15 protein-coding genes and 1 pseudogene are annotated in these 17,154 nt (G+C 60.9%); 13 read left to right on the forward strand and 3 right to left on the reverse strand.

The window, feature by feature from the left end:
- The first annotated feature begins 197 nt into the window (after nucleotides 1-197).
- From AC1DZU_RS06725 to AC1DZU_RS06760, 8 genes are all read left to right on the forward strand, one after another.
- Complete coding sequence (locus AC1DZU_RS06725; protein WP_477282937.1) at nucleotides 198-1,337, forward strand: helix-turn-helix domain-containing protein; 1,140 nt, start codon at nucleotides 198-200, stop codon at nucleotides 1,335-1,337.
- A gap of 395 nt (nucleotides 1,338-1,732) precedes the next feature.
- Nucleotides 1,733-3,424 carry a putative bifunctional diguanylate cyclase/phosphodiesterase gene (locus AC1DZU_RS06730; RefSeq protein ID WP_477283275.1) on the forward strand — a complete coding sequence of 564 codons (1,692 nt, stop codon included), beginning with the start codon at nucleotides 1,733-1,735 and terminating at the stop codon, nucleotides 3,422-3,424.
- A gap of 209 nt (nucleotides 3,425-3,633) precedes the next feature.
- On the forward strand, nucleotides 3,634-4,107 hold the full coding sequence (locus AC1DZU_RS06735) for a ubiquinone biosynthesis methyltransferase UbiE (protein WP_246462021.1): 474 nt from the start codon (nucleotides 3,634-3,636) through the stop codon (nucleotides 4,105-4,107).
- Entirely contained in the window at nucleotides 4,104-5,282 is a 1,179-nt protein-coding gene (locus tag AC1DZU_RS06740; protein ID WP_477282939.1) for a methyltransferase domain-containing protein, read from the forward strand. The genes AC1DZU_RS06735 and AC1DZU_RS06740 overlap by 4 nt, the downstream gene beginning before the upstream one ends.
- The gene (locus AC1DZU_RS06745; protein ID WP_477282941.1) at nucleotides 5,279-7,645 is read left to right on the forward strand and encodes a SpoIIE family protein phosphatase; all 2,367 of its coding nucleotides are present in this window, start codon (nucleotides 5,279-5,281) and stop codon (nucleotides 7,643-7,645) included. Before AC1DZU_RS06740 ends, AC1DZU_RS06745 begins: the two co-directional genes overlap by 4 nt.
- Nucleotide 7,646: 1 nt before the next feature.
- Complete coding sequence (locus AC1DZU_RS06750) at nucleotides 7,647-8,207, forward strand: slr1658 superfamily regulator (RefSeq protein WP_477282943.1); 561 nt, start codon at nucleotides 7,647-7,649, stop codon at nucleotides 8,205-8,207.
- 16 nt (nucleotides 8,208-8,223) lie between these two features.
- Entirely contained in the window at nucleotides 8,224-8,562 is a 339-nt protein-coding gene (locus AC1DZU_RS06755) for a slr1659 superfamily regulator (RefSeq protein WP_184875499.1), read from the forward strand.
- 218 nt (nucleotides 8,563-8,780) lie between these two features.
- Nucleotides 8,781-9,440 (forward strand): ATP-dependent DNA ligase, encoded by a 660-nt coding sequence (locus AC1DZU_RS06760; protein WP_477282946.1) that lies wholly within the window; start codon nucleotides 8,781-8,783, stop codon nucleotides 9,438-9,440.
- Nucleotides 9,441-9,626: 186 nt separating this feature from the next.
- Here the strand turns inward: AC1DZU_RS06760 and AC1DZU_RS06765 are convergent, their stop codons facing one another.
- The 3 genes and pseudogenes from AC1DZU_RS06765 to AC1DZU_RS06775 form a co-directional block, all read right to left on the reverse strand.
- Entirely contained in the window at nucleotides 9,627-10,619 is a 993-nt protein-coding gene (locus tag AC1DZU_RS06765; protein WP_477282948.1) for a carbon-nitrogen hydrolase family protein, read from the reverse strand.
- Between the two features lie 563 nt (nucleotides 10,620-11,182).
- Nucleotides 11,183-11,470, reverse strand: a pseudogene (locus tag AC1DZU_RS06770) (IS1 family transposase); the annotation flags it as partial.
- 18 nt (nucleotides 11,471-11,488) lie between these two features.
- Nucleotides 11,489-12,382 (reverse strand): LysR family transcriptional regulator, encoded by an 894-nt coding sequence (locus tag AC1DZU_RS06775; protein ID WP_477282950.1) that lies wholly within the window; start codon nucleotides 12,380-12,382, stop codon nucleotides 11,489-11,491.
- Nucleotides 12,383-12,537: 155 nt separating this feature from the next.
- Here AC1DZU_RS06775 and AC1DZU_RS06780 point away from each other — a divergent pair, with 155 nt between their 5' ends.
- The 5 genes from AC1DZU_RS06780 to AC1DZU_RS06800 all read left to right on the forward strand — a co-directional run bounded on the left by AC1DZU_RS06780 (nucleotide 12,538) and on the right by AC1DZU_RS06800 (nucleotide 17,044).
- Nucleotides 12,538-12,921, forward strand: coding sequence for a (R)-mandelonitrile lyase (locus AC1DZU_RS06780; RefSeq protein WP_477282952.1), 384 nt, complete (start codon nucleotides 12,538-12,540; stop codon nucleotides 12,919-12,921).
- A gap of 28 nt (nucleotides 12,922-12,949) precedes the next feature.
- Nucleotides 12,950-13,933 carry an aldo/keto reductase gene (locus AC1DZU_RS06785; RefSeq protein ID WP_477282954.1) on the forward strand — a complete coding sequence of 328 codons (984 nt, stop codon included), beginning with the start codon at nucleotides 12,950-12,952 and terminating at the stop codon, nucleotides 13,931-13,933.
- Nucleotides 13,934-13,948: 15 nt separating this feature from the next.
- The gene (locus AC1DZU_RS06790; RefSeq protein WP_477282956.1) at nucleotides 13,949-14,551 is read left to right on the forward strand and encodes a flavodoxin; all 603 of its coding nucleotides are present in this window, start codon (nucleotides 13,949-13,951) and stop codon (nucleotides 14,549-14,551) included.
- A 63-nt stretch (nucleotides 14,552-14,614) separates the two neighbouring features.
- Nucleotides 14,615-15,355 carry an SDR family oxidoreductase gene (locus AC1DZU_RS06795; RefSeq protein ID WP_477282958.1) on the forward strand — a complete coding sequence of 247 codons (741 nt, stop codon included), beginning with the start codon at nucleotides 14,615-14,617 and terminating at the stop codon, nucleotides 15,353-15,355.
- Nucleotides 15,356-15,610: 255 nt separating this feature from the next.
- A complete protein-coding gene (locus tag AC1DZU_RS06800; protein WP_477282960.1) occupies nucleotides 15,611-17,044 on the forward strand; it encodes an aldehyde dehydrogenase family protein in 1,434 nt (477 codons plus the stop codon).
- Nucleotides 17,045-17,154 lie beyond the last annotated feature (110 nt).

A 17,154-nucleotide genomic window follows, 5' to 3' on the forward strand; every position in this document is an offset into this window, starting at 1 on the left:
GAATCTATACGCACGGGGTTGAAGAGTGTCGTTAGCTTCGCATCCAGAAACTTATCTCGGCATGCATTTCTTACTGTAATCTAGCGTGATCGTCGTTTCTGTGGACACGAGTTCCCGCCAGTCTTGCTAGATGCCTGTGGTACACCACATGATTGAGAGGGGCATGGGCATACCGGAATCGGATATGGCACCATACGATGGACACTAAAAGGGAAGACGAGACCCCCGGACAGACGCCGGAGCGCGATCGACGTCGTTGGCCGCGCGAGGCTCAACCCCGCAATGAGGCTGCTCCCTCACTCGCGCCAGCGCTCGAACCGCTGTCCTTTTCAACGCTCGAACTGGCGCCGCAGGATCAATTCGCCGCTTGGCAAGCGCATATGGCACCGCTTGTCGAGGTCAGGTTGCCGGATGACAAGTCGCTGGACGATGGCTTTCCCGCCAACCACACGGCTTGGAATCTCGGTGGCATGCTGATCGTTCAACAGCATGCACCGGCACATAGCTACATGCGTTCTGCCGCGAAGCTTCGGTCCAGCGCGATCGATCACTGGTATATCGCCTTGCCACATACCGGCCAGTCGTGGACGGAGGTCGATCGCCGCATTGCAGAAGGCCAACCGGGCAAATTGGAGATCAGGTCGCTTGGCTATCCGTTTCGCGGGAGGACAACAGACTCCGAAAGTCTCGTTCTCTATCTGCCGCGTGATTTGTTCTCTGACGCCGCGGCAAACCTCGACGCAAGGAACAATTCAATTCTGTCGGGCAACTTTGCCAACCTTCTGGTCGACTACGTCAACAGCATCGAAGCAAGCCTGCGCAGTCTCACGGTTGATGACCTGCCCCGCATCGTGCACGCAACACGCAGCATGATCATTGCCTGCCTCGCGCCTCCGGCGGAACATGCTGCGGCCGCCGAACAATTGGCGAGTGTCGCGCTGATGGAGCGAGCGCGCCGATACGTCCAGAACAATCTGGATGCGGCTCATCTGACACCGGATTCAATGTGCCGTGCGCTCGCAGTCTCACGCTCCCGTCTCTATCAGTTGTTCGAACCGAGCGGTGGTGTTCTCCATTACATACAAAGTCGCCGCCTTCTGGCAGCCCATGTTGCGCTTAGCGATGCGGCGGACAGGCGGCGCATTGTCGAAATTGCTGAAGCCTTCGGGTTTAGTTCAGCGGCTAATTTCAGCCGGGCATTCAGCAAGGAATTCGGCTACAGTCCCCGCGAAGGCCGCAGCACTATGGTGTTGCCGCGCCCCGCCCACTCTGTTTCGCTTGCTGGACACGAGAAGGCCCCTTCCTTCGAAGGTTGGCTCAAGGCGCTCGGAAACTGAATATGGGGATCGGCGATGCGGATGGGGCGGGCTAAAAGAGGCTTGCCGGGAGCGGGTAGGCTACGCTGCCTCAGGGACCACGATATCGTCGACCACAATATCTTCGTGTCGCGTCCACCGCGCCGTCAAATCGCATAGCTGATTCCCGTCAATTCACGATCTGTTAACGAACTGTGACTGTTGAACGTTATCGACAATTTGCTGCCAATCACAGCGGAGAAGTTATTGCAACTATGCCGAACGCGGCGCTTGTTAAGACTGCGAGTTGAAAGTTTGCCAAGCATGGCATTTATGCTATTTTTAAACTGGTTGGCGCGAATCTGCGCCGCCCATGGAGGTGGCTCTTGCGCCCAGAGGCATCAGGCGTCGGCACGGAGAGTGAGGGGCCTACCTCGATCGATCTTCCACGTGCCGGCGAAGGGGTTCTCTTCGACCTTTTGGCGAACACGGCCGAACTTTTGTCGTTCTATGACCGCGACTTCCGTCTGACGCACTACGCAACCAGGCTCAAAGGCGTGTACGGAGCCGCGGTGGCGCTGGGCGCCGCCATCTGGGAGATCTACCCGAGCTTTCTCGATGCGAAGTATCGCGACGAATTTCTTCGCGTGTTCCAGGGTGGCTCTCCGGCAAGCCTCGACCTGCCGCGATCATCGGGAGGAGCGCCCCGGTCGGTTTTTGTCTTCAGCACTGCAGATGGTGCCGGAATCATCGAATCAAGGGACCGCGGCGGGCGGAGCGTAGCGGAGGAGCAGGAGCATGTAATTCTCCTCCATCAGGCAACGCACGACGCGCTGACCGGACTGCAGAATCGGCGGCGATTCGGCGAGCGGCTGCAGCAAGCAATGGCGGCCCTCGGCGGACCGAAGCCGAAAGCCGCCCTGCTGCAAATCGACCTTGACGATTTCAAAGCGGTCAACGACACGCTCGGTCATGCGGCAGGCGACACACTTCTTCAGCTCGCGGCGGGTCGTATCCGCGACGCGCTGCAGGACGGCGAATCCGCGTACCGATATGCCGGCGATGAGTTCGCTGTCATCCAATTGGGAAAGGAGCAGCCAGCAGAGGCTGAGCGCCTCGCCGGATCGCTGGTCGACGCGTTCAAGGAACCGTTCGTCATCAACGGCATTCCGGTCTTCGTCGGCTCAAGTATCGGAATTGCTTTCGGGCCGGAGCACGGGACCGATGGCGAGCAGCTGATGAAAGCCGCTGACATTGCTCTTTACGCTGCCAAGACAGATGGACGCGGCTGCGCTCGAACCTTCAACCGTTCGATGCTGCTCTTGCTCGAGCAACGCGAAAATCTGAGGCGCAGCCTTCGAACCGCGCTGGAGCGGGGCGAGCTCTATCTCGAGTATCAGCCGCTCATTCGGCCTCCCTCGTCGACCATCGGTTTCGAAGCGCTGCTGCGGTGGCGGCATCCCGACGTCGGAATCATTCCACCCAGCGTGTTCATACCGATCGCCGAAGCCGACGGTCTGATGGATGAGATTGGACGATGGGTGCTCGAGCAAGCCTGTCGCCAGGCATTAAAGTGGCCTTCTTCGCTGACAGTCGCGGTGAACCTCTCGCCGGCTCAGTTCCTTAGCGGTACGCTGACGGACACGGTCGCCCAGATCATCGACGCAGTGGGAATTCGGGCCGACAGACTTGAACTAGAGATAACCGAGACAGTCCTTCTTGAGAGGACGATCGACAATATCGACACGTTGAATACCCTGAACGTCTTGGGAATACGAATTTCGCTCGACGACTTTGGAACGTACTATTCTTCGTTGAGCTACCTCAAGAACTTTCCCTTCGACACTTTGAAGATAGATCAGTACTTCATTGCAGACCTGGAGACCGATCTCAAAAGCCAAACGATCGTGCGATCGATAATAAATCTGGCGCACGGCCTGGGAATAAGTGTCACCGCCGAGGGGGTCGAGACGTCGGCACAGGCACGGTGGCTGATCAAGGAAAATTGTGATTGCCTGCAAGGTAATCTCCTGGGGCGCCCGCTCGGAGCCGAGGCAACCAGCGATTTCATCAGGCGGTCCCCGCCGAAGGTGGTACGAGAGATGGAGAAATCAAATCGGGCGCTCTAGCGCCTTGCACCCTTCGTAAGTGGGCAGTTGTGGAAACGATCGACGCAGATGCCACGCAATTCTTCTGGTCAGTGCGGGACTGACTGATTTGGAGGCGGTCAAATTTCCGCCTCGGAGCCCATCGCCCCACCAGGGCTCAAATACTGTAAGTGAGGATGCCGATGGGACCTGTTCAACATGACCTGGCTGGCGAGCCGACTTTTGAGCCCATGATCCAGATCGACATGGAGATCAAAGCCTTTGTCTCCGCTTGGAGACACTGCGATTATGTCTCGACATACATGGCCCGGATGATCAGTCAAAATAGATCAGACTCGGTCCGGCATTCAAACCTCTTTTCCTCAGCCTTCAACGAACTGCTGGAAATTGCCTTTCGGACGCGCCATGCCGACGGCGAGTTGGCATGCAGGGTGTCTCGCCATGGCGCCACGGACAGGATCGAACTGACATTCCCATGCGTGCCAGGGGAGCGCCAGTTCTACGAAGAAGCCATGTCGCAAGTCGCGGGATTCGAGGCCAGGGAGCGATACCTCAACTCGGTGTCTGGGGATATTGCGGCAAGCCGGGAGGTCGTACTTCTGGAACTGGCTGTCGACTACAACGCCACACTCAGGGTCGAGGAAGCCGATGGTGATGCAATCAGGCTTGTCGTGGATCTTCCGCTCGAAGGCCTGCAAAATTGAGCCCTTACGACCTTCCGCCACGCTTCAAGGCGCAATACGACGCGAACAATCAGGAGTTCTCCATATCGGGCGTGGTCCGGCCTCAGGCGATCGATGAGCTTGGGCCCAGCATAGCATTGCTCCGCGATGCGATCAGTCGTGTGCGCGGCGTTCTCTACGTCAATGTCAGACGCCTGACGCAGATGAACAACGCTGCGTTTCACGCCTTTTCGAGGATCCTCCTTGACGCCTGTCGGGCTCGACCGGATCTCAAATTCGTCGTCATCACATCAAGCGTCGTCGGATGGACCTCGCGAAAATTCGGTCGCCTGAGCGGGATCGAGCCCAACATCTCGGTCGAGGAGTATGACAGCAAATTCTATCCTGGGCAGGGCTTCCTTGAGGAAGGCGGGTTCGTTCCAATCCTGCGCACACAAACAAAGATGACCTGGCGCCACGAGCGCGCAATCTTGCCGCGACACGGCATGAGGCCGGGGATCGTCATGGCCGACATCTGTTGCGGGATCGGTGATTTCGCCTTGCTCGTGCAGAAGGAATTCCAGCCATCGCGGATCGTCGCCCTCGACCACTCCATGTCAAGCCTCAGCTATGCTCGACGCGTGATGCGGGAGTTCGATATCCGGGGCGTGGAATATACCTATGGCGATGCGTCGGAGATGCTGCTTGACGAAGCCCAGTTTGACTTGGTCACCTGCCGGCATTCCCTTCAAATCTTCAATCGACCTGAACTCATCCTCAAGGAGCTCTACCGCATATGCAAGCCAGGCGGTCGGGTCTATATCACCAACGAGAAGAATTCGCATTGCCTCGGCGAGCCGCGCGCCGAGAGCATTCGTTGGACCTACAACGAGGTGGCGAAGCTGTTCGGGCATTTCGAGATGGACGTCGAGCTTGGGCCCAAGAGTCGGCGGTACCTGATCGAGGCCGGGTTCGAAGATATACGTGTCGAGACCTTCATGGTCACTAACCTGGACGGTGATCCGCAGGACTTCGCCGATGTCATTGTAGCCTGGGCGGATGTCTATGCGGGCGAGATGGCGACCAGACGCGGCGACGGACCGGAGTTCGTCGCACGGTTCCGGCAGGGCTTCCAGGACCACATTTTCGCTGCGCTCCACCCCAAGGGTTATGCGGCGTGGCCGATTTGGGTCGCATCGGGGCGACGGCCGCAATGAACGCCCACGATGAGCCCACACCGCGCTTCGGCCTGCGCTCCTTTCGAGCGAAATTCGTATTGGTCGTTGGCGGCGCCGTACTGTTCGACCTCCTGCTGAGCGGTGGTCTGGCGCTTTGGAACGTTCAAAAGCTGTCGCGCGATGCCACATCGGAAGTCGGTGAGGGCCTGACGACCGCAAACCAGGAATACATTCGTTCCTATGCCCAATCGACCGCGTTGAGCGTCGACCTGCTGCTCGACCGAGTTCATGGCGACGTCAAGGCGCTGGCCGGCGTGCTGCAGGCCCAGATCGACGATCCGGGCAGGCAGCAACAGGTCGGCGCGACGCTTTCGCATGAGGCGCCCGGCTCCGTGAAGGTCGTCTATGACGCGCGGGGCGATTGGGCGCAGAATCTGCCGGGCGCGCCTTCGGTGGTAAGCGTTTGGGGCTATCTGCTGGGTGCCGACCACACCCCGCTGCCGGGCGTTCAGAAGGAAATAGAAGACAGTACCGTGATCGATCTCGTCGCGCCGACTCTCATGGCCAGCGGGTCGTCCAAATTGCAGATGTACTATATTGGCCCTAAAGAACGGCCGATCTTCAGGACGGTTCCGTATACGGACCAGGCTCAGACCTTCGACAAGCTCTATCCGGGCCACAACAAGGCGGAGTTCTGGGAGTTCTTCTTTCCAGGTATCTATGGTTCATGGCAGCAATGGGCCGGGAATCCGGCCTCTCGTCCCGTCCCTGACGACATTACCCAGACAGCGCCTTACACCGATGCAATCACCGGAAAGCTGATCGTCAGCTTTTTCCACCCGCTGTGGACGCGCGATCGCACAGGCATCGCCGGTACGGCGGGGGCCGACATCACTCTCGACCAGCTCGCGCAAGTCGTCGAGCGTGTGAAGATCGCTGAAACAGGGTTCGGCTTCCTCACGATGTCGACTGGCAACGTGGTGGCGATCAATCCGTCGGGCCAGGCGATTATCGGCCTGACTTCATCGAGCGATGCGGGCACGCAAGGCGTCACCGGCCTGGAGAGGTCCCTGCGGGGAAGTCTGCAGCCGGCAATCGCGTCGCTGCCTCTCGACCAGAACAATGACGGCGTCATTCAGCACATCATGCTCGACAGCAAGGGCGAGCGCGTACCCTACATCGTCGTCCTCAAGAGATTGAAGCCGACCAATCTGTGGAGTTCGGGACCGATCAAGTCCGAAACGATGTCGGTCGGGATCGTCGTTCCCGAACGGGAGATCTATGCGTCCCTGTTCGCCGCGCAAGAGAGTATTTCGCGGGCAACCAATCGTATCCTGCTCTTTCAGGTCGGTGCGATCATCGTTTCGCTTCTGATTGTTTTCGCGGCCGTACTCGGAATTTCGAAGCGCATCACCGCGGGCCTCAGGGCGCTTGCCAGCGCCGCCCAGCGGCTCCAGTCCAAGGATTATTCAGTCCGCGTGAGCATTCCGACGCGCGACGAGGTTGGAGCGGCAGGCATCGCTTTCAACCGGATGGCCGAGCAGATTAGCTTTCACACGGAAAACCTCGAGCAACTCGTCGACGAACGAACCAGGGAGCTCGGGGACGCAAATCAGGAAATATCCGCACTCAACGAAAAGTTGCGGGACGAAAACGTCCGCCTCGGTGCCGAGCTCGCAGTCGCCAGGCATATCCAGATGATGGTCCTGCCGAAACCATTCGAACTCCGAGCGATTCCAGGGCTGGAGATCGCGGCATACATGCGACCGGCCGACGAGGTCGGGGGTGACTACTACGACGTCCTGCAGAACGGGTCACGGGTCAAGATCGGCATCGGCGACGTGACCGGTCATGGTCTCGAGAGCGGCGTGCTGATGCTGATGGTCCAATCCGTTGCACGCGCGCTACAGGAGACCAACGAAGCCGATCCACACCAGTTTCTGGATCGGCTGAACAGAGCGATCTATAAGAACATCGAGCGGACGAACACCGACAAGCATCTCTCGCTGGCCTTTCTTGATTTCGAGGATGAGCGCGTAACGCTATCGGGCCAGCATGAGGATGTTCTCGTTGTCCGTGCGGGTGGCGAAGTCGAACGCATCGATACGCTTGATCTGGGTCTGCCGGTTGGTCTGGAGAAAGACATCTCGAAGTTCATTGCCACGCGTGACATTCTGTTCGGGAGTGGCGATGTGATCGTGCTGCACACCGACGGTGTGACCGAGGCGGAAGACCATGACAGAAAACTGTTCGGGTTCGAGCGCCTCTGCCAGAGCGCCCGAAAACGTCATGGCAGCAGCGCCGAGGAAATCAAAACCGGGATCATCGAGGATCTGATGGCCCATATCGGAATCCAGAAGATCCACGACGACATCACCCTCGTGATCATAAGGCACACATAGGATGACCACGCTGTTCGGTACCCCTGACCTTGCAATCGGAATGATGGAAAGCGTCAGCCGGGTGCGGCTGTTCGACGGACCTCTCGACTTGAGTTGGCGTCATTGCGCGACGACTTCGGACTTCATCGCCGATCTTTTCGCATTGCGCTTTCAGTCGTCCCGCAATGACTACAGGGAAGTGCGGCACAGCATCGGATACCTGGCCAACGAGCTCATCGAAAATGCTGTCAAGTTTCGCGCACCGGGTGAAATCGTGATCGAGGCGTCGATGGATTCGGAGTGCTTCAAGCTCAAGGTGTCGAATGACCTCGATGGTGAAGACGCGTCCGAGTTCCAAAGTCTCCTGGCGGATATCACGGTTGGGGACCCCAGAGACCTGCTGATACAGCGAATTGAAGCGAATGCTGCCAACCCCGACGTGACAGGCTCCGGACTCGGATTGCTGACGTTGATGAGCGACTATGGCGCACGCCTGGCCTGGATATTCAGCCCCGCCGACGAAACCGATCGGATTTGCCTGGAGACATATGCCTCCATTCCGATCTCGCAAACTCACAACTAGGTCACGAAGCAAGGCCATGGAAATCAAGACAGACGACTATCGTGTGTGGATCGAAGGAAGTGAAATTTTCTTCGACGGCGCCATGCGGCTTGCAAGTTCAGAAGCAGGTGCCCCTGTCACGGCCTTGGCGACCAGTGTTCTTGCCGCAAATCCCCCTTCCATTACGCTCAACTTGAAGGACCTTCACTTTCTCAACTCTTCCGGCATCAACCTGCTGGCGAAATTTACCATCGAGGTGCGCAAACATCCCGATGTTCGGCTCGTCGTTCGCGGAACGCCCGACATACCCTGGCAATCGAAATCATTGCCGAATCTGAAGAAGCTGCATCCCGCCCTGGTGCTTTTGATGGACTAACCAGGGTCGCCCGAAATTTGACAGGGCAATGCGTGGGCCGGAGGCCATCCGGGATAGATAGGCCAGTCGGTGATGGCGCAAGAGCGCCGCACCGAGTGCGATATGTACGCCAGGATAAATTTTTGGATGCGAAGCTAACGACAATCCGGCCCCGTGCGCAGATGCTCGCAATGCTCGGCGGGGGCTCGGCACAGGCGGCAGGCGTCCAGGTTGGGAGGATGTCGGGCTGCCTGTGCCGATCAGCCGCCGCTGCTCGGTCAAAGGTGGCGTCATTGAGTAAGCGTGCCAAGGTCAGCAGCGGCCGGCTGGAATTTATTCCGCCGCAGATCCCGACTCGGGTCGAGCGGCCGCCCGAAGGTGAGGGATGGGTTCACGAGGTCAAGCTTGACGGGTACCGAACGCAGATCATCATCGATAAAGGCGGCGTGCGTCTCTACAGCAAGAACGGCCGTGACTGGACCACGAAATACTGGCCCATAGCGCTGGCTGTCGAGCTGCCATGCCGGTCGGCCATTATCGACGGCGAAGTCATTGTGCCGGGCGAGCAGGGCGCTCCCGATTGCCCTGCGCTGGAAGCCGCGATCTGGAACGAACCGAGCCGGCTGGTGTTCGTCGCGTTCGACATCCTCCATCTCGACGGTCGCAATCTAACCTCCTTGCCCCTGCTGCGGCGCAAGCAGGCGCTGTGGCAACTGGTTGAGCACGGCCTCGGCAAGATCCAGTACAGCGAGCATTTCGAGGGCCGTGCGCTGGCGATCTTCCGCACCATCGAGAAGCTCGAGATCATCATCTCGAAGCGCGCCGACAGCCGCTACAGAAGCGGACCGTCGAACACATGGCTGAAGGCCAAGTATTTCGGCCCTGATGGCCACGCATGAGGGCGAAAGACGGGTATGCCGGCGGCACTATCATCGCCTTGATCCAGTCAATTCCTGACGGGCCGTCTGCGGCAACCTGCTGATTGAGCTTTGACCCTAAAGTGCGTCGCGTCGAAACGGATCCATGCGACGCGATTCAAATCATTACTTCACCCAAAACCGCTGTGCACTTTTGGGCGACACGCGTCAGAACATGCCGCGGTCGTTGCTCCGCCGGTCGTCTTCCACCAGATGCGACTGATAAATTCCGGCTCGTGCCGTTCGCCGCCATGGCCGGGCCGGGTCTCCAGGATTGTTGTCGAGATCGACGACGGCGATCGAGGGCGTTCCATCGGCAGGGCATTGCACCGCCCACCGGCCGCCGGGAGCAACGACGCCCGAAGGGGCGGTCTGGCCGTGTTGTGCAGCGACCGAGAAGCTGGCCCAATAATTGTTGCTTGCCGCGTGTCCCTGCATCTCGACGGCGAAAGCCGGGCCATCGGTGGGAGAGATTGTCGAGAACAGGACACAGTCGACATCGAGCCTCTCATAGTCGATGAAAATCTCGGGAAAGTGCGATTCCATGCCGAGCGTGCAACCGAAGCGGAACCCATCGACCTCGAACGTCACCGGGATCGAACCTGGCGTGTACATGAACGAGATCTTGGTGTTCGAAAGCATGCGCTCGTCGTAGCGCGTTACCAGCTCGCCACGATCGGAGACGACGTACAGGCTGTTGTGGGGCCGGTGCGGTTGGCTGAGTTGATGCACCGAACCGAAGACCGCCCACAACCCTAGCTCGCGCGCAAGTTCGCGCGTCGCCTCCAGTTCCTCGCGCAGGACGGTCCATTCGAAGCGGTCCCAATCGGCCGGCCCGATTGTTGCGGGACCATTGGCCGACATGATGCGCTTGTTGGGGGAGCAGGTCGCGCCTTCGGGAAAGTGCAGCAGCCTCGCTCCCGCCTGCCGCGCCTCTCGCATCAGGCGTCGCATCTCCATCCCGCTGTCGCGCAGCTTGGCGATGTTGCGAGGGTCATCATGGACAGTGGTTTGCGCCACGGCCAATCGCAGCGACCTGGCTTCGGGCGTGGGATCATCCGGCGCGTCGCGGTGAAAATGCCTGAGAGCGGCCGTGTAGGACTCGCCTGTCTTGGCGGCGCGAGCCCGCACGCGACGTTTGAAATTTGCGTTTTGGGTCATTGTCATGGCCTTTCACGTTCCGGACGGAGTTCCCCAGCAACCACATTCGAAACGATCGGACCAAAGACAGCGGCCTGAGACTCGAAGTCCCTTTGCCTCCGTTCAAGACCGTGCTCGGGACAGCCCTTGGAGGTTCGGCGCAGGCCACGCCGCGCAGATGATGCCGATGCGGTCCTGCTTCGTCAACTCCATCTAGCCGCGGGTAGTGGGTCAGTTTGAAATTTGAAAGACCGACTGGACCCTGACAGACGCAGGAATTATACCGTCGCTATGGCCTATTGGGTAAAGCGTATTGCACTGAAGGACGGCGAAGTAGTCACGGAACGTGAGCTTCGCGCAGACGAAAACGTATTTGCTGGAACGGCTCCGGTGGTCGGTGACTTGATTGAGGTCGAATGTCGCGGCCGCAGGTTTATGGCTGAAGTGGTATGGGGAAATTGGGTTGGTCGCGCTCATCCGCACGATACAGTTGTACCGCTTCGGGTTTCCGAGGTTGGGCTTGATCCGGCAACCCCACTTCGCTTTCCTACCCGTGGGCCATCCACATCGCGGAAATGACCGCTCTAGCCAATGCGTTTCTTGTAGGGGCCGCGCACTACCGGTTTTTCGGCTTCCTTTGCCTCGATTAACGCAATGATGTCCGCGATTTCCCAAAGCTTGTCAGTCACGCCAGCCGCCATGGCAGGCGTGACGCGCAGCGTCTTATGAATGCGCACAAAATTATAGTACATGAAGTGCAGGGCTACGGCGTTGGCGTGGGCTTCCACGTTCTTTGAGAAGCCATTGGTCAGGCGGGTGAAGCGGCGCATGTGCATCCGCATGGTAAGGTTCTGGCGCTCTGCAAACGACGTTTCAAACTGACCCACTACCTAGCCGCGGTAGCGCAAGGCATCGACCAGCAGCGAGAAGGCCGGCGTCGCCTGTCGCCGGCTGGGGTAGTAGAGGTGGTAGCCGGGGAAGGGCGGGCACCAGTCGGCCAGCACCCGCACCAGCCGGCCGTCGGCCAGATAGGTCGTCACCTGGTCCTCGGGCAAATAGGCAAGACCCAAGCCGGCAAGCACGGCATTCAACCGCAGCGCGGCAGTGTTGAACACCAGCTGACCCTCGACCCGCACCTTCAGTTCGCGATCCGCCTTCTCGAATTCCCAGGCATAGAGCCCGCCATAGGTCGGTAGCCGTAGATTGATGCAGTTGTGGGTGGTCAGGTCCTGCGGCGCGCGCGGCTTTGGCCGGGCGGCGAAGTAGGCTGGAGCGCCGACCACCGCCATGCGCATGTCGGGGCCGATGCGCACCGCGATCATGTCGCGCGCTACCTGTTCGCCCAGCCGCACGCCGGCGTCGTAGCGCTCGGCGACGATGTCGGTCAGGCCGTAATCGACGATGATCTCTATCCTGATGTCGGGATAGTCGGGCAGCAGCCCGGCGATCGCCGGCCACAGGATCGCATCGGCGGCGTGTTCGCCGGCGGTGATGCGGATGGTGCCGGAGGGCTTTTCGCGCAATGCGCTCAAGGCGGCGAGTTCCATCTCGATCTCGTCGAGCCTCGGCCCAATGCTGCGAGCCAGGCGCTCGCCCGCCTCGGTCGGCGAGACGCTGCGTGTGGTGCGGGTCAGAAGCCGCACGCCCAGCCGCTCCTCCAGCGCCCGCAATGTATGGCTGAGCGCCGATTGCGAGACGCCCAGCCTGGCCGCCGCTCGGGTGAAGCTTTGCTCTCGCGCGACGGCGAGGAAGGCGGTCAGCTCGTTCAGATTGTCGCGCGGCATTCATGAGCCCTCCTCATAAGTACATGCCGGATATAGCAGCTAATCGCGATCAATCGCAGGCCCTAAATAGGCACCATCGCAATCGGGCGGCCCAAAGGGCGCCGGCTCTGAGGCCGGCGGCCGCGTCTGGCCCCGCTTCGAGAAGGGACAAAACCATGGATATCAAGCGAAGCGGCTCGCAGCCTTCGACCAAGGGTCCGGGCGACTGGTTCACCGGCACTGTCCGCATCGATCCGCTGTTTCAAGCCATCGCGCCGGCGCGCGCGGCCGGCAACGCGGTCACTTTCGAGCCCGGCGCGCACACCGCCTGGCACACCCATCCGCTCGGCCAGACGCTGATCGTCACAGCCGGCTGTGGCCGCGTGCAGCGCGAGGGCGGCCCGGTCGAGGAGATCCGGCCCGGCGACGTGGTTCGCTTCGAGCCGGGCGAGAAGCACTGGCATGGCGCGGCACCGACCACAGCCATGACGCACATCGCCATCCAGGAAGCGCTCGACGGCAAGGCCGTCGACTGGATGGAGAAGGTCACCGACGCGTAATACCAAGCCTGAACAACGGAGAACAACAATGCAAAAGCGCACACTTGGAAACAGCGGCATCGAAGTCTCAGCCATCGGGCTGGGCTGCATGGGGCTGAGCTATGGCTACGGCCCGGCGACGGACAAGGGGCAGGCTATCGAGCTCATCCGCTCGGCCGTCGACAACGGCGTCACCTTGTTCGACACGGCGGAGGCCTATGGCCCCTTCGTCAATGAGGAGCTGCTGGGCGAGGCGCTGGCGCCGGTCCGCGACAAAGTGGTCATCGCGACCAAGTTCGGCTTTGCCGGCGGCGAGGTGTCGCGCGGCATGGACAGCCGGCCGGAAAATATCCGCGAGGTCGCCGAGGCGGCGCTGAAGCGCCTCAGGACCGACCACATCGAACTCTTCTACCAGCATCGCGTCGACCCCAACGTGCCGATCGAGGATGTCGCCGGCGCGGTGAAGGAACTCATCGCCGAAGGCAAGGTCGGGCATTTCGGCATGTCGGAAGCGGGCGCGCAGACCATCCGCCGCGCGCATGCCGTGCAGCCAGTGGCCGCTTTGCAGAGCGAATATTCGCTGTGGTGGCGCGAACCCGAGAAGGAAATCATTCCGACGCTTGAAGAACTCGGCATCGGCTTCGTGCCGTTCAGCCCGCTCGGCAAGGGGTTTCTGACCGGCGCGATCAGCGAGACCACCACCTTCGCCAGCGACGACTTCCGCAACATCGTGCCGCGTTTTTCGCCCGAGGCGCGCAAGGCCAACCAGGCGCTGGTCAATGTGCTCGGCACCATTGCAAGGGCCAAGCAGGCGACGCCGGCCCAGATTGCGCTGGCCTGGCTCTTGGCGCAGAAGCCGTGGATCGTGCCGATCCCCGGCACCACCAAGCTCAGCCGGCTCCAGGAAAACATCGGCGCGGCCAGTGTCGTACTGACCGCCGACGACCTCAGCGACATCGAGAACGCAGTGTCCGCCATCACCGTGCAGGGCGACCGCTATCCGGCACATCTGCAGGCGCGGGTTGGGCGTTAGCGCAAGGAGAGCGGGATGAGCCAGTCGGTCTCAAGACGAGGTGCACTCATGACCGCGCTTGCATTGCCACTGGGCACTGGATTGAGTGCCGGATTGAGCCAGCCTGCCGGCGCGTCGAACGCGCGGCCGGCGGGCGGCGCCAAGATTCTGGTGGCCTACTACACCCGCACCGGCAATACGCGTGTCGTCGCCCGTCAGATCGGTCGCGCTCTCGGAGCTGACATTTTCGAGATCCAGACCGTCGATCCCTACCCGGAAGACTACGAGCAACAGGTCGCTGTCGCGCAACAGCAGCGAGATTCAGGCTTTGAACCGCCGCTCGCCGCCACCGTGCCGGGCATCGCATCCTATGAGACAGTCTTCCTGGGATTTCCGATCTGGGGCATGACCGCGCCTTCGGTGATCCGCTCCTTCCTGTCGCGGCACGACCTGTCCGGCAAGACCTTGGTGCCGTTCATCACCCATGGAGGCTACGGCCTCGGGCAGAGCCTGAAAGTCCTCGGCGACCACGCGCCAGGGGCGCGGCTCATCGAAGGATTTTCCAAGCAGTGCGACCAGGAACGCGAGACGCTCGAGCAGGTCATAGGCTGGCTCGGCAGGGTCGACGTGCCCGGCTGAGCCGCCAATTCGAACGCGCAAGCTGCCGGGGACAGCAATGCCAAAAATCAGAAGGAAGAGATCATGACCGAGAATATCAAGGACAAGGTGGTCGTCATCACCGGCGCAAGCAGCGGGTTGGGTGAGGCGGCCGCGCGGCTCCTGGCGAAAGAGGGCGCGAAGCTGGTGCTGGGCGCGCGCCGCCTCGACCGGCTGCAGGCACTCGCCGATGAGCTATCGCTCGGCCAGGACGCCATCCTTGCAACCGACGTGACCGATGTCGGCCAGGTCCGGCGTCTGGTCGATCATGCCGTCGAGATACATGGCCGCGTCAACGTCATCATCAACAATGCCGGGCTGATGCCGCACTCGCCGCTGGAACGCGGCAAGGTCGAGGACTGGGACCGGATGATCGACGTCAACATCAAGGGGGTGCTCTACGGCATTGCCGCCGTACTGCCGCACATGAAGACGCAGAAGAGCGGCCATATCATCAACGTCTCGTCGGTCGCCGGCCACAAGGTAGGGCCGGGCGGCGCCGTCTATGCGGCCACCAAGCACGCGGTGCGCATCATCTCGGAGGGCCTGCGCCAGGAGGTAAAGCCCTACAACATCCGCACCACCATCATCTCGCCCGGCGCCGTGGCGACCGAATTGCCCGACAGCGTCACCGAACCCGATGTCGCCGAAGGCGTGCGCGCACTCTACGACCGGGTGGCCATCCCAGCCGATTCCTTCGCCAGGACAGTGGTGTTTGCCATGAGCCAGCCGGACGAGGTCGACATCAACGAGATCCTGTTTCGGCCAACGGCGCAGGAGTATTGACCGGGGCGAAGAGCGTGAACGGCTCAAGGTAGCGCTCTGTGGCGCCCAGGACAGAGGGGGGCGCGAAGGAACTCGACGGCGGTTCTTGACCGGTTCCGATAAGCGTAGCGGCTTCGTCCTGGAACGACGAAGGCAAATTGCACACGCTGGCTCAATCACTTGGCTCTTGCGTTTGACAGCGGCGTTTGTGCATCGTTATCTCCAGCCACATATGACGGCCGGCAAAGCCATGCGGCGCACCCCAAGGAGAAAACCATGTCACACAATCTGCAGTTCTATATCGATGGCGCGTGGGTCGATCCTGTTGTGCCCAACACATTCCACGTCATCGATCCCTCGAACGAGGATGCCTTCGCGCAGATTTCACTCGGCTCCAAGGCCGATGTCGACAAGGCGGTGGCCGCCGCCAAGCGCGCCTTCAACACCTTTGGCTTCACCGAGGTCGGCGAGCGGCTCGAACTCTTGAACCGCATCATCGAGGTCTACAAGAAACGCAGCGCCGATCTGGCGCTTGCCGTATCGCGCGAGATGGGCGCGCCGCGCCAGTTCGCGCTCGACAGCCAGGTCGGCGTCGGCCTCGCGCATCTGCAGAAGATGGCCGACGTGCTGAAGAGCTTCGAGTTCCGCCATGTCAAGGGCAGCTCGCTGGTGGTCAAGGAGCCGATCGGCGTCGTCGGCCTGATCACGCCGTGGAACTGGCCGCTGAACCAGATCACCTGCAAGGTCGGTCCCGCCCTTGCCGCCGGCTGCACCATGGTGCTGAAGCCGTCCGAGATCGCGCCGCTCGACGGCATCATCTTCGCCGAAATCCTGGATGAGGCCGGCGTGCCGAAGGGCGTCTTCAACCTCGTCAATGGCGACGGACCGGGCGTTGGCCAGGCGCTGTCCAGCCACCCCGACATCGACATGATGTCGTTCACCGGTTCGACCCGCGCCGGCATCCTGGTGGCCAAGGCAGCCGCCGACACCGTCAAGCGCGTGCATCAGGAACTCGGCGGCAAGTCGGCCAACATCCTGTTTGGCGATGTCGACCTCGCGAAGGCCGTCACCAAGGGTGTCGCCGGCTGCTTCGGCAACAGCGGCCAGTCCTGCAATGCGCCGACGCGCATGTTCGTGCCGCGCGACCGCCACGACGAGGCCGCCGGCTATGCCAAGGCTGCGGCTGAAAAGTTCACTGTCGGTCCGGCAGATGCTGCCGGCACCAAGCTTGGCCCGGTCGTCAGCCAGGTCCAGTTCGACAAGATCCAGGAGCTGATCCAGAGCGGCATCGAAGAAGGTGCCACGCTGGTCGCCGGCGGCCCGGGTCGTCCGGCCGAACTCAACCGCGGCTATTATGTCAGGCCGACCGTGTTCGCCGACGTCACCCACGACATGCGCATCGCGCGCGAGGAGGTCTTCGGACCGGTGCTGGCGATCATGCCCTATGACAGCGTCGAGGAGGTGATCGAAACCGCCAACGACACGGTCTACGGCCTTGCCTCCTACATCCAGGCCAAGGATATGCAGAAGGCGCGCGAAGTGGCGGCGCGCATGCGAACCGGCAATGTCTACATCAACTATCCGACCTGGGACGCCGGCCTGCCGTTCGGCGGCTACAAGCAGTCGGGCAACGGTCGAGAATACGCCGAATACGGGCTCGAGGATTTCCTCGAGATCAAGGGCATCGCCGGCTACGAGGCGGCCGAATAGGCACGACGCAGTTCCGGGCCGGCGTCAATGCCGGCCCGTCCTGCAATTCAGGGGCGCGGTCCGCGTGATTGGATGGGGATTGACGGTATGCGTCTGATCCGCCGTTGGAT

The organism is Mesorhizobium sp. P2_A12 (assembly GCF_056405075.1).

What these genes read in the sequence shown, in the direction of transcription:
- AC1DZU_RS06725 (WP_477282937.1), top strand. Translation starts at nt 198, where the DNA reads ATGGACACTAAAAGGGAAGACGAGACCCCCGGACAGACGCCGGAGCGC.
- AC1DZU_RS06735 (WP_246462021.1), top strand. Translation starts at nt 3,634, where the DNA reads ATGATCCAGATCGACATGGAGATCAAAGCCTTTGTCTCCGCTTGGAGA.
- AC1DZU_RS06745 (WP_477282941.1), top strand. Translation starts at nt 5,279, where the DNA reads ATGAACGCCCACGATGAGCCCACACCGCGCTTCGGCCTGCGCTCCTTT.
- AC1DZU_RS06750 (WP_477282943.1), top strand. Translation starts at nt 7,647, where the DNA reads ATGACCACGCTGTTCGGTACCCCTGACCTTGCAATCGGAATGATGGAA.
- AC1DZU_RS06755 (WP_184875499.1), top strand. Translation starts at nt 8,224, where the DNA reads ATGGAAATCAAGACAGACGACTATCGTGTGTGGATCGAAGGAAGTGAA.
- AC1DZU_RS06760 (WP_477282946.1), top strand. Translation starts at nt 8,781, where the DNA reads ATGTCGGGCTGCCTGTGCCGATCAGCCGCCGCTGCTCGGTCAAAGGTG.
- AC1DZU_RS06765 (WP_477282948.1), bottom strand. Translation starts at nt 10,619, where the DNA reads ATGACCCAAAACGCAAATTTCAAACGTCGCGTGCGGGCTCGCGCCGCC.
- AC1DZU_RS06775 (WP_477282950.1), bottom strand. Translation starts at nt 12,382, where the DNA reads ATGCCGCGCGACAATCTGAACGAGCTGACCGCCTTCCTCGCCGTCGCG.
- AC1DZU_RS06780 (WP_477282952.1), top strand. Translation starts at nt 12,538, where the DNA reads ATGGATATCAAGCGAAGCGGCTCGCAGCCTTCGACCAAGGGTCCGGGC.
- AC1DZU_RS06785 (WP_477282954.1), top strand. Translation starts at nt 12,950, where the DNA reads ATGCAAAAGCGCACACTTGGAAACAGCGGCATCGAAGTCTCAGCCATC.
- AC1DZU_RS06790 (WP_477282956.1), top strand. Translation starts at nt 13,949, where the DNA reads ATGAGCCAGTCGGTCTCAAGACGAGGTGCACTCATGACCGCGCTTGCA.
- AC1DZU_RS06795 (WP_477282958.1), top strand. Translation starts at nt 14,615, where the DNA reads ATGACCGAGAATATCAAGGACAAGGTGGTCGTCATCACCGGCGCAAGC.
- AC1DZU_RS06800 (WP_477282960.1), top strand. Translation starts at nt 15,611, where the DNA reads ATGTCACACAATCTGCAGTTCTATATCGATGGCGCGTGGGTCGATCCT.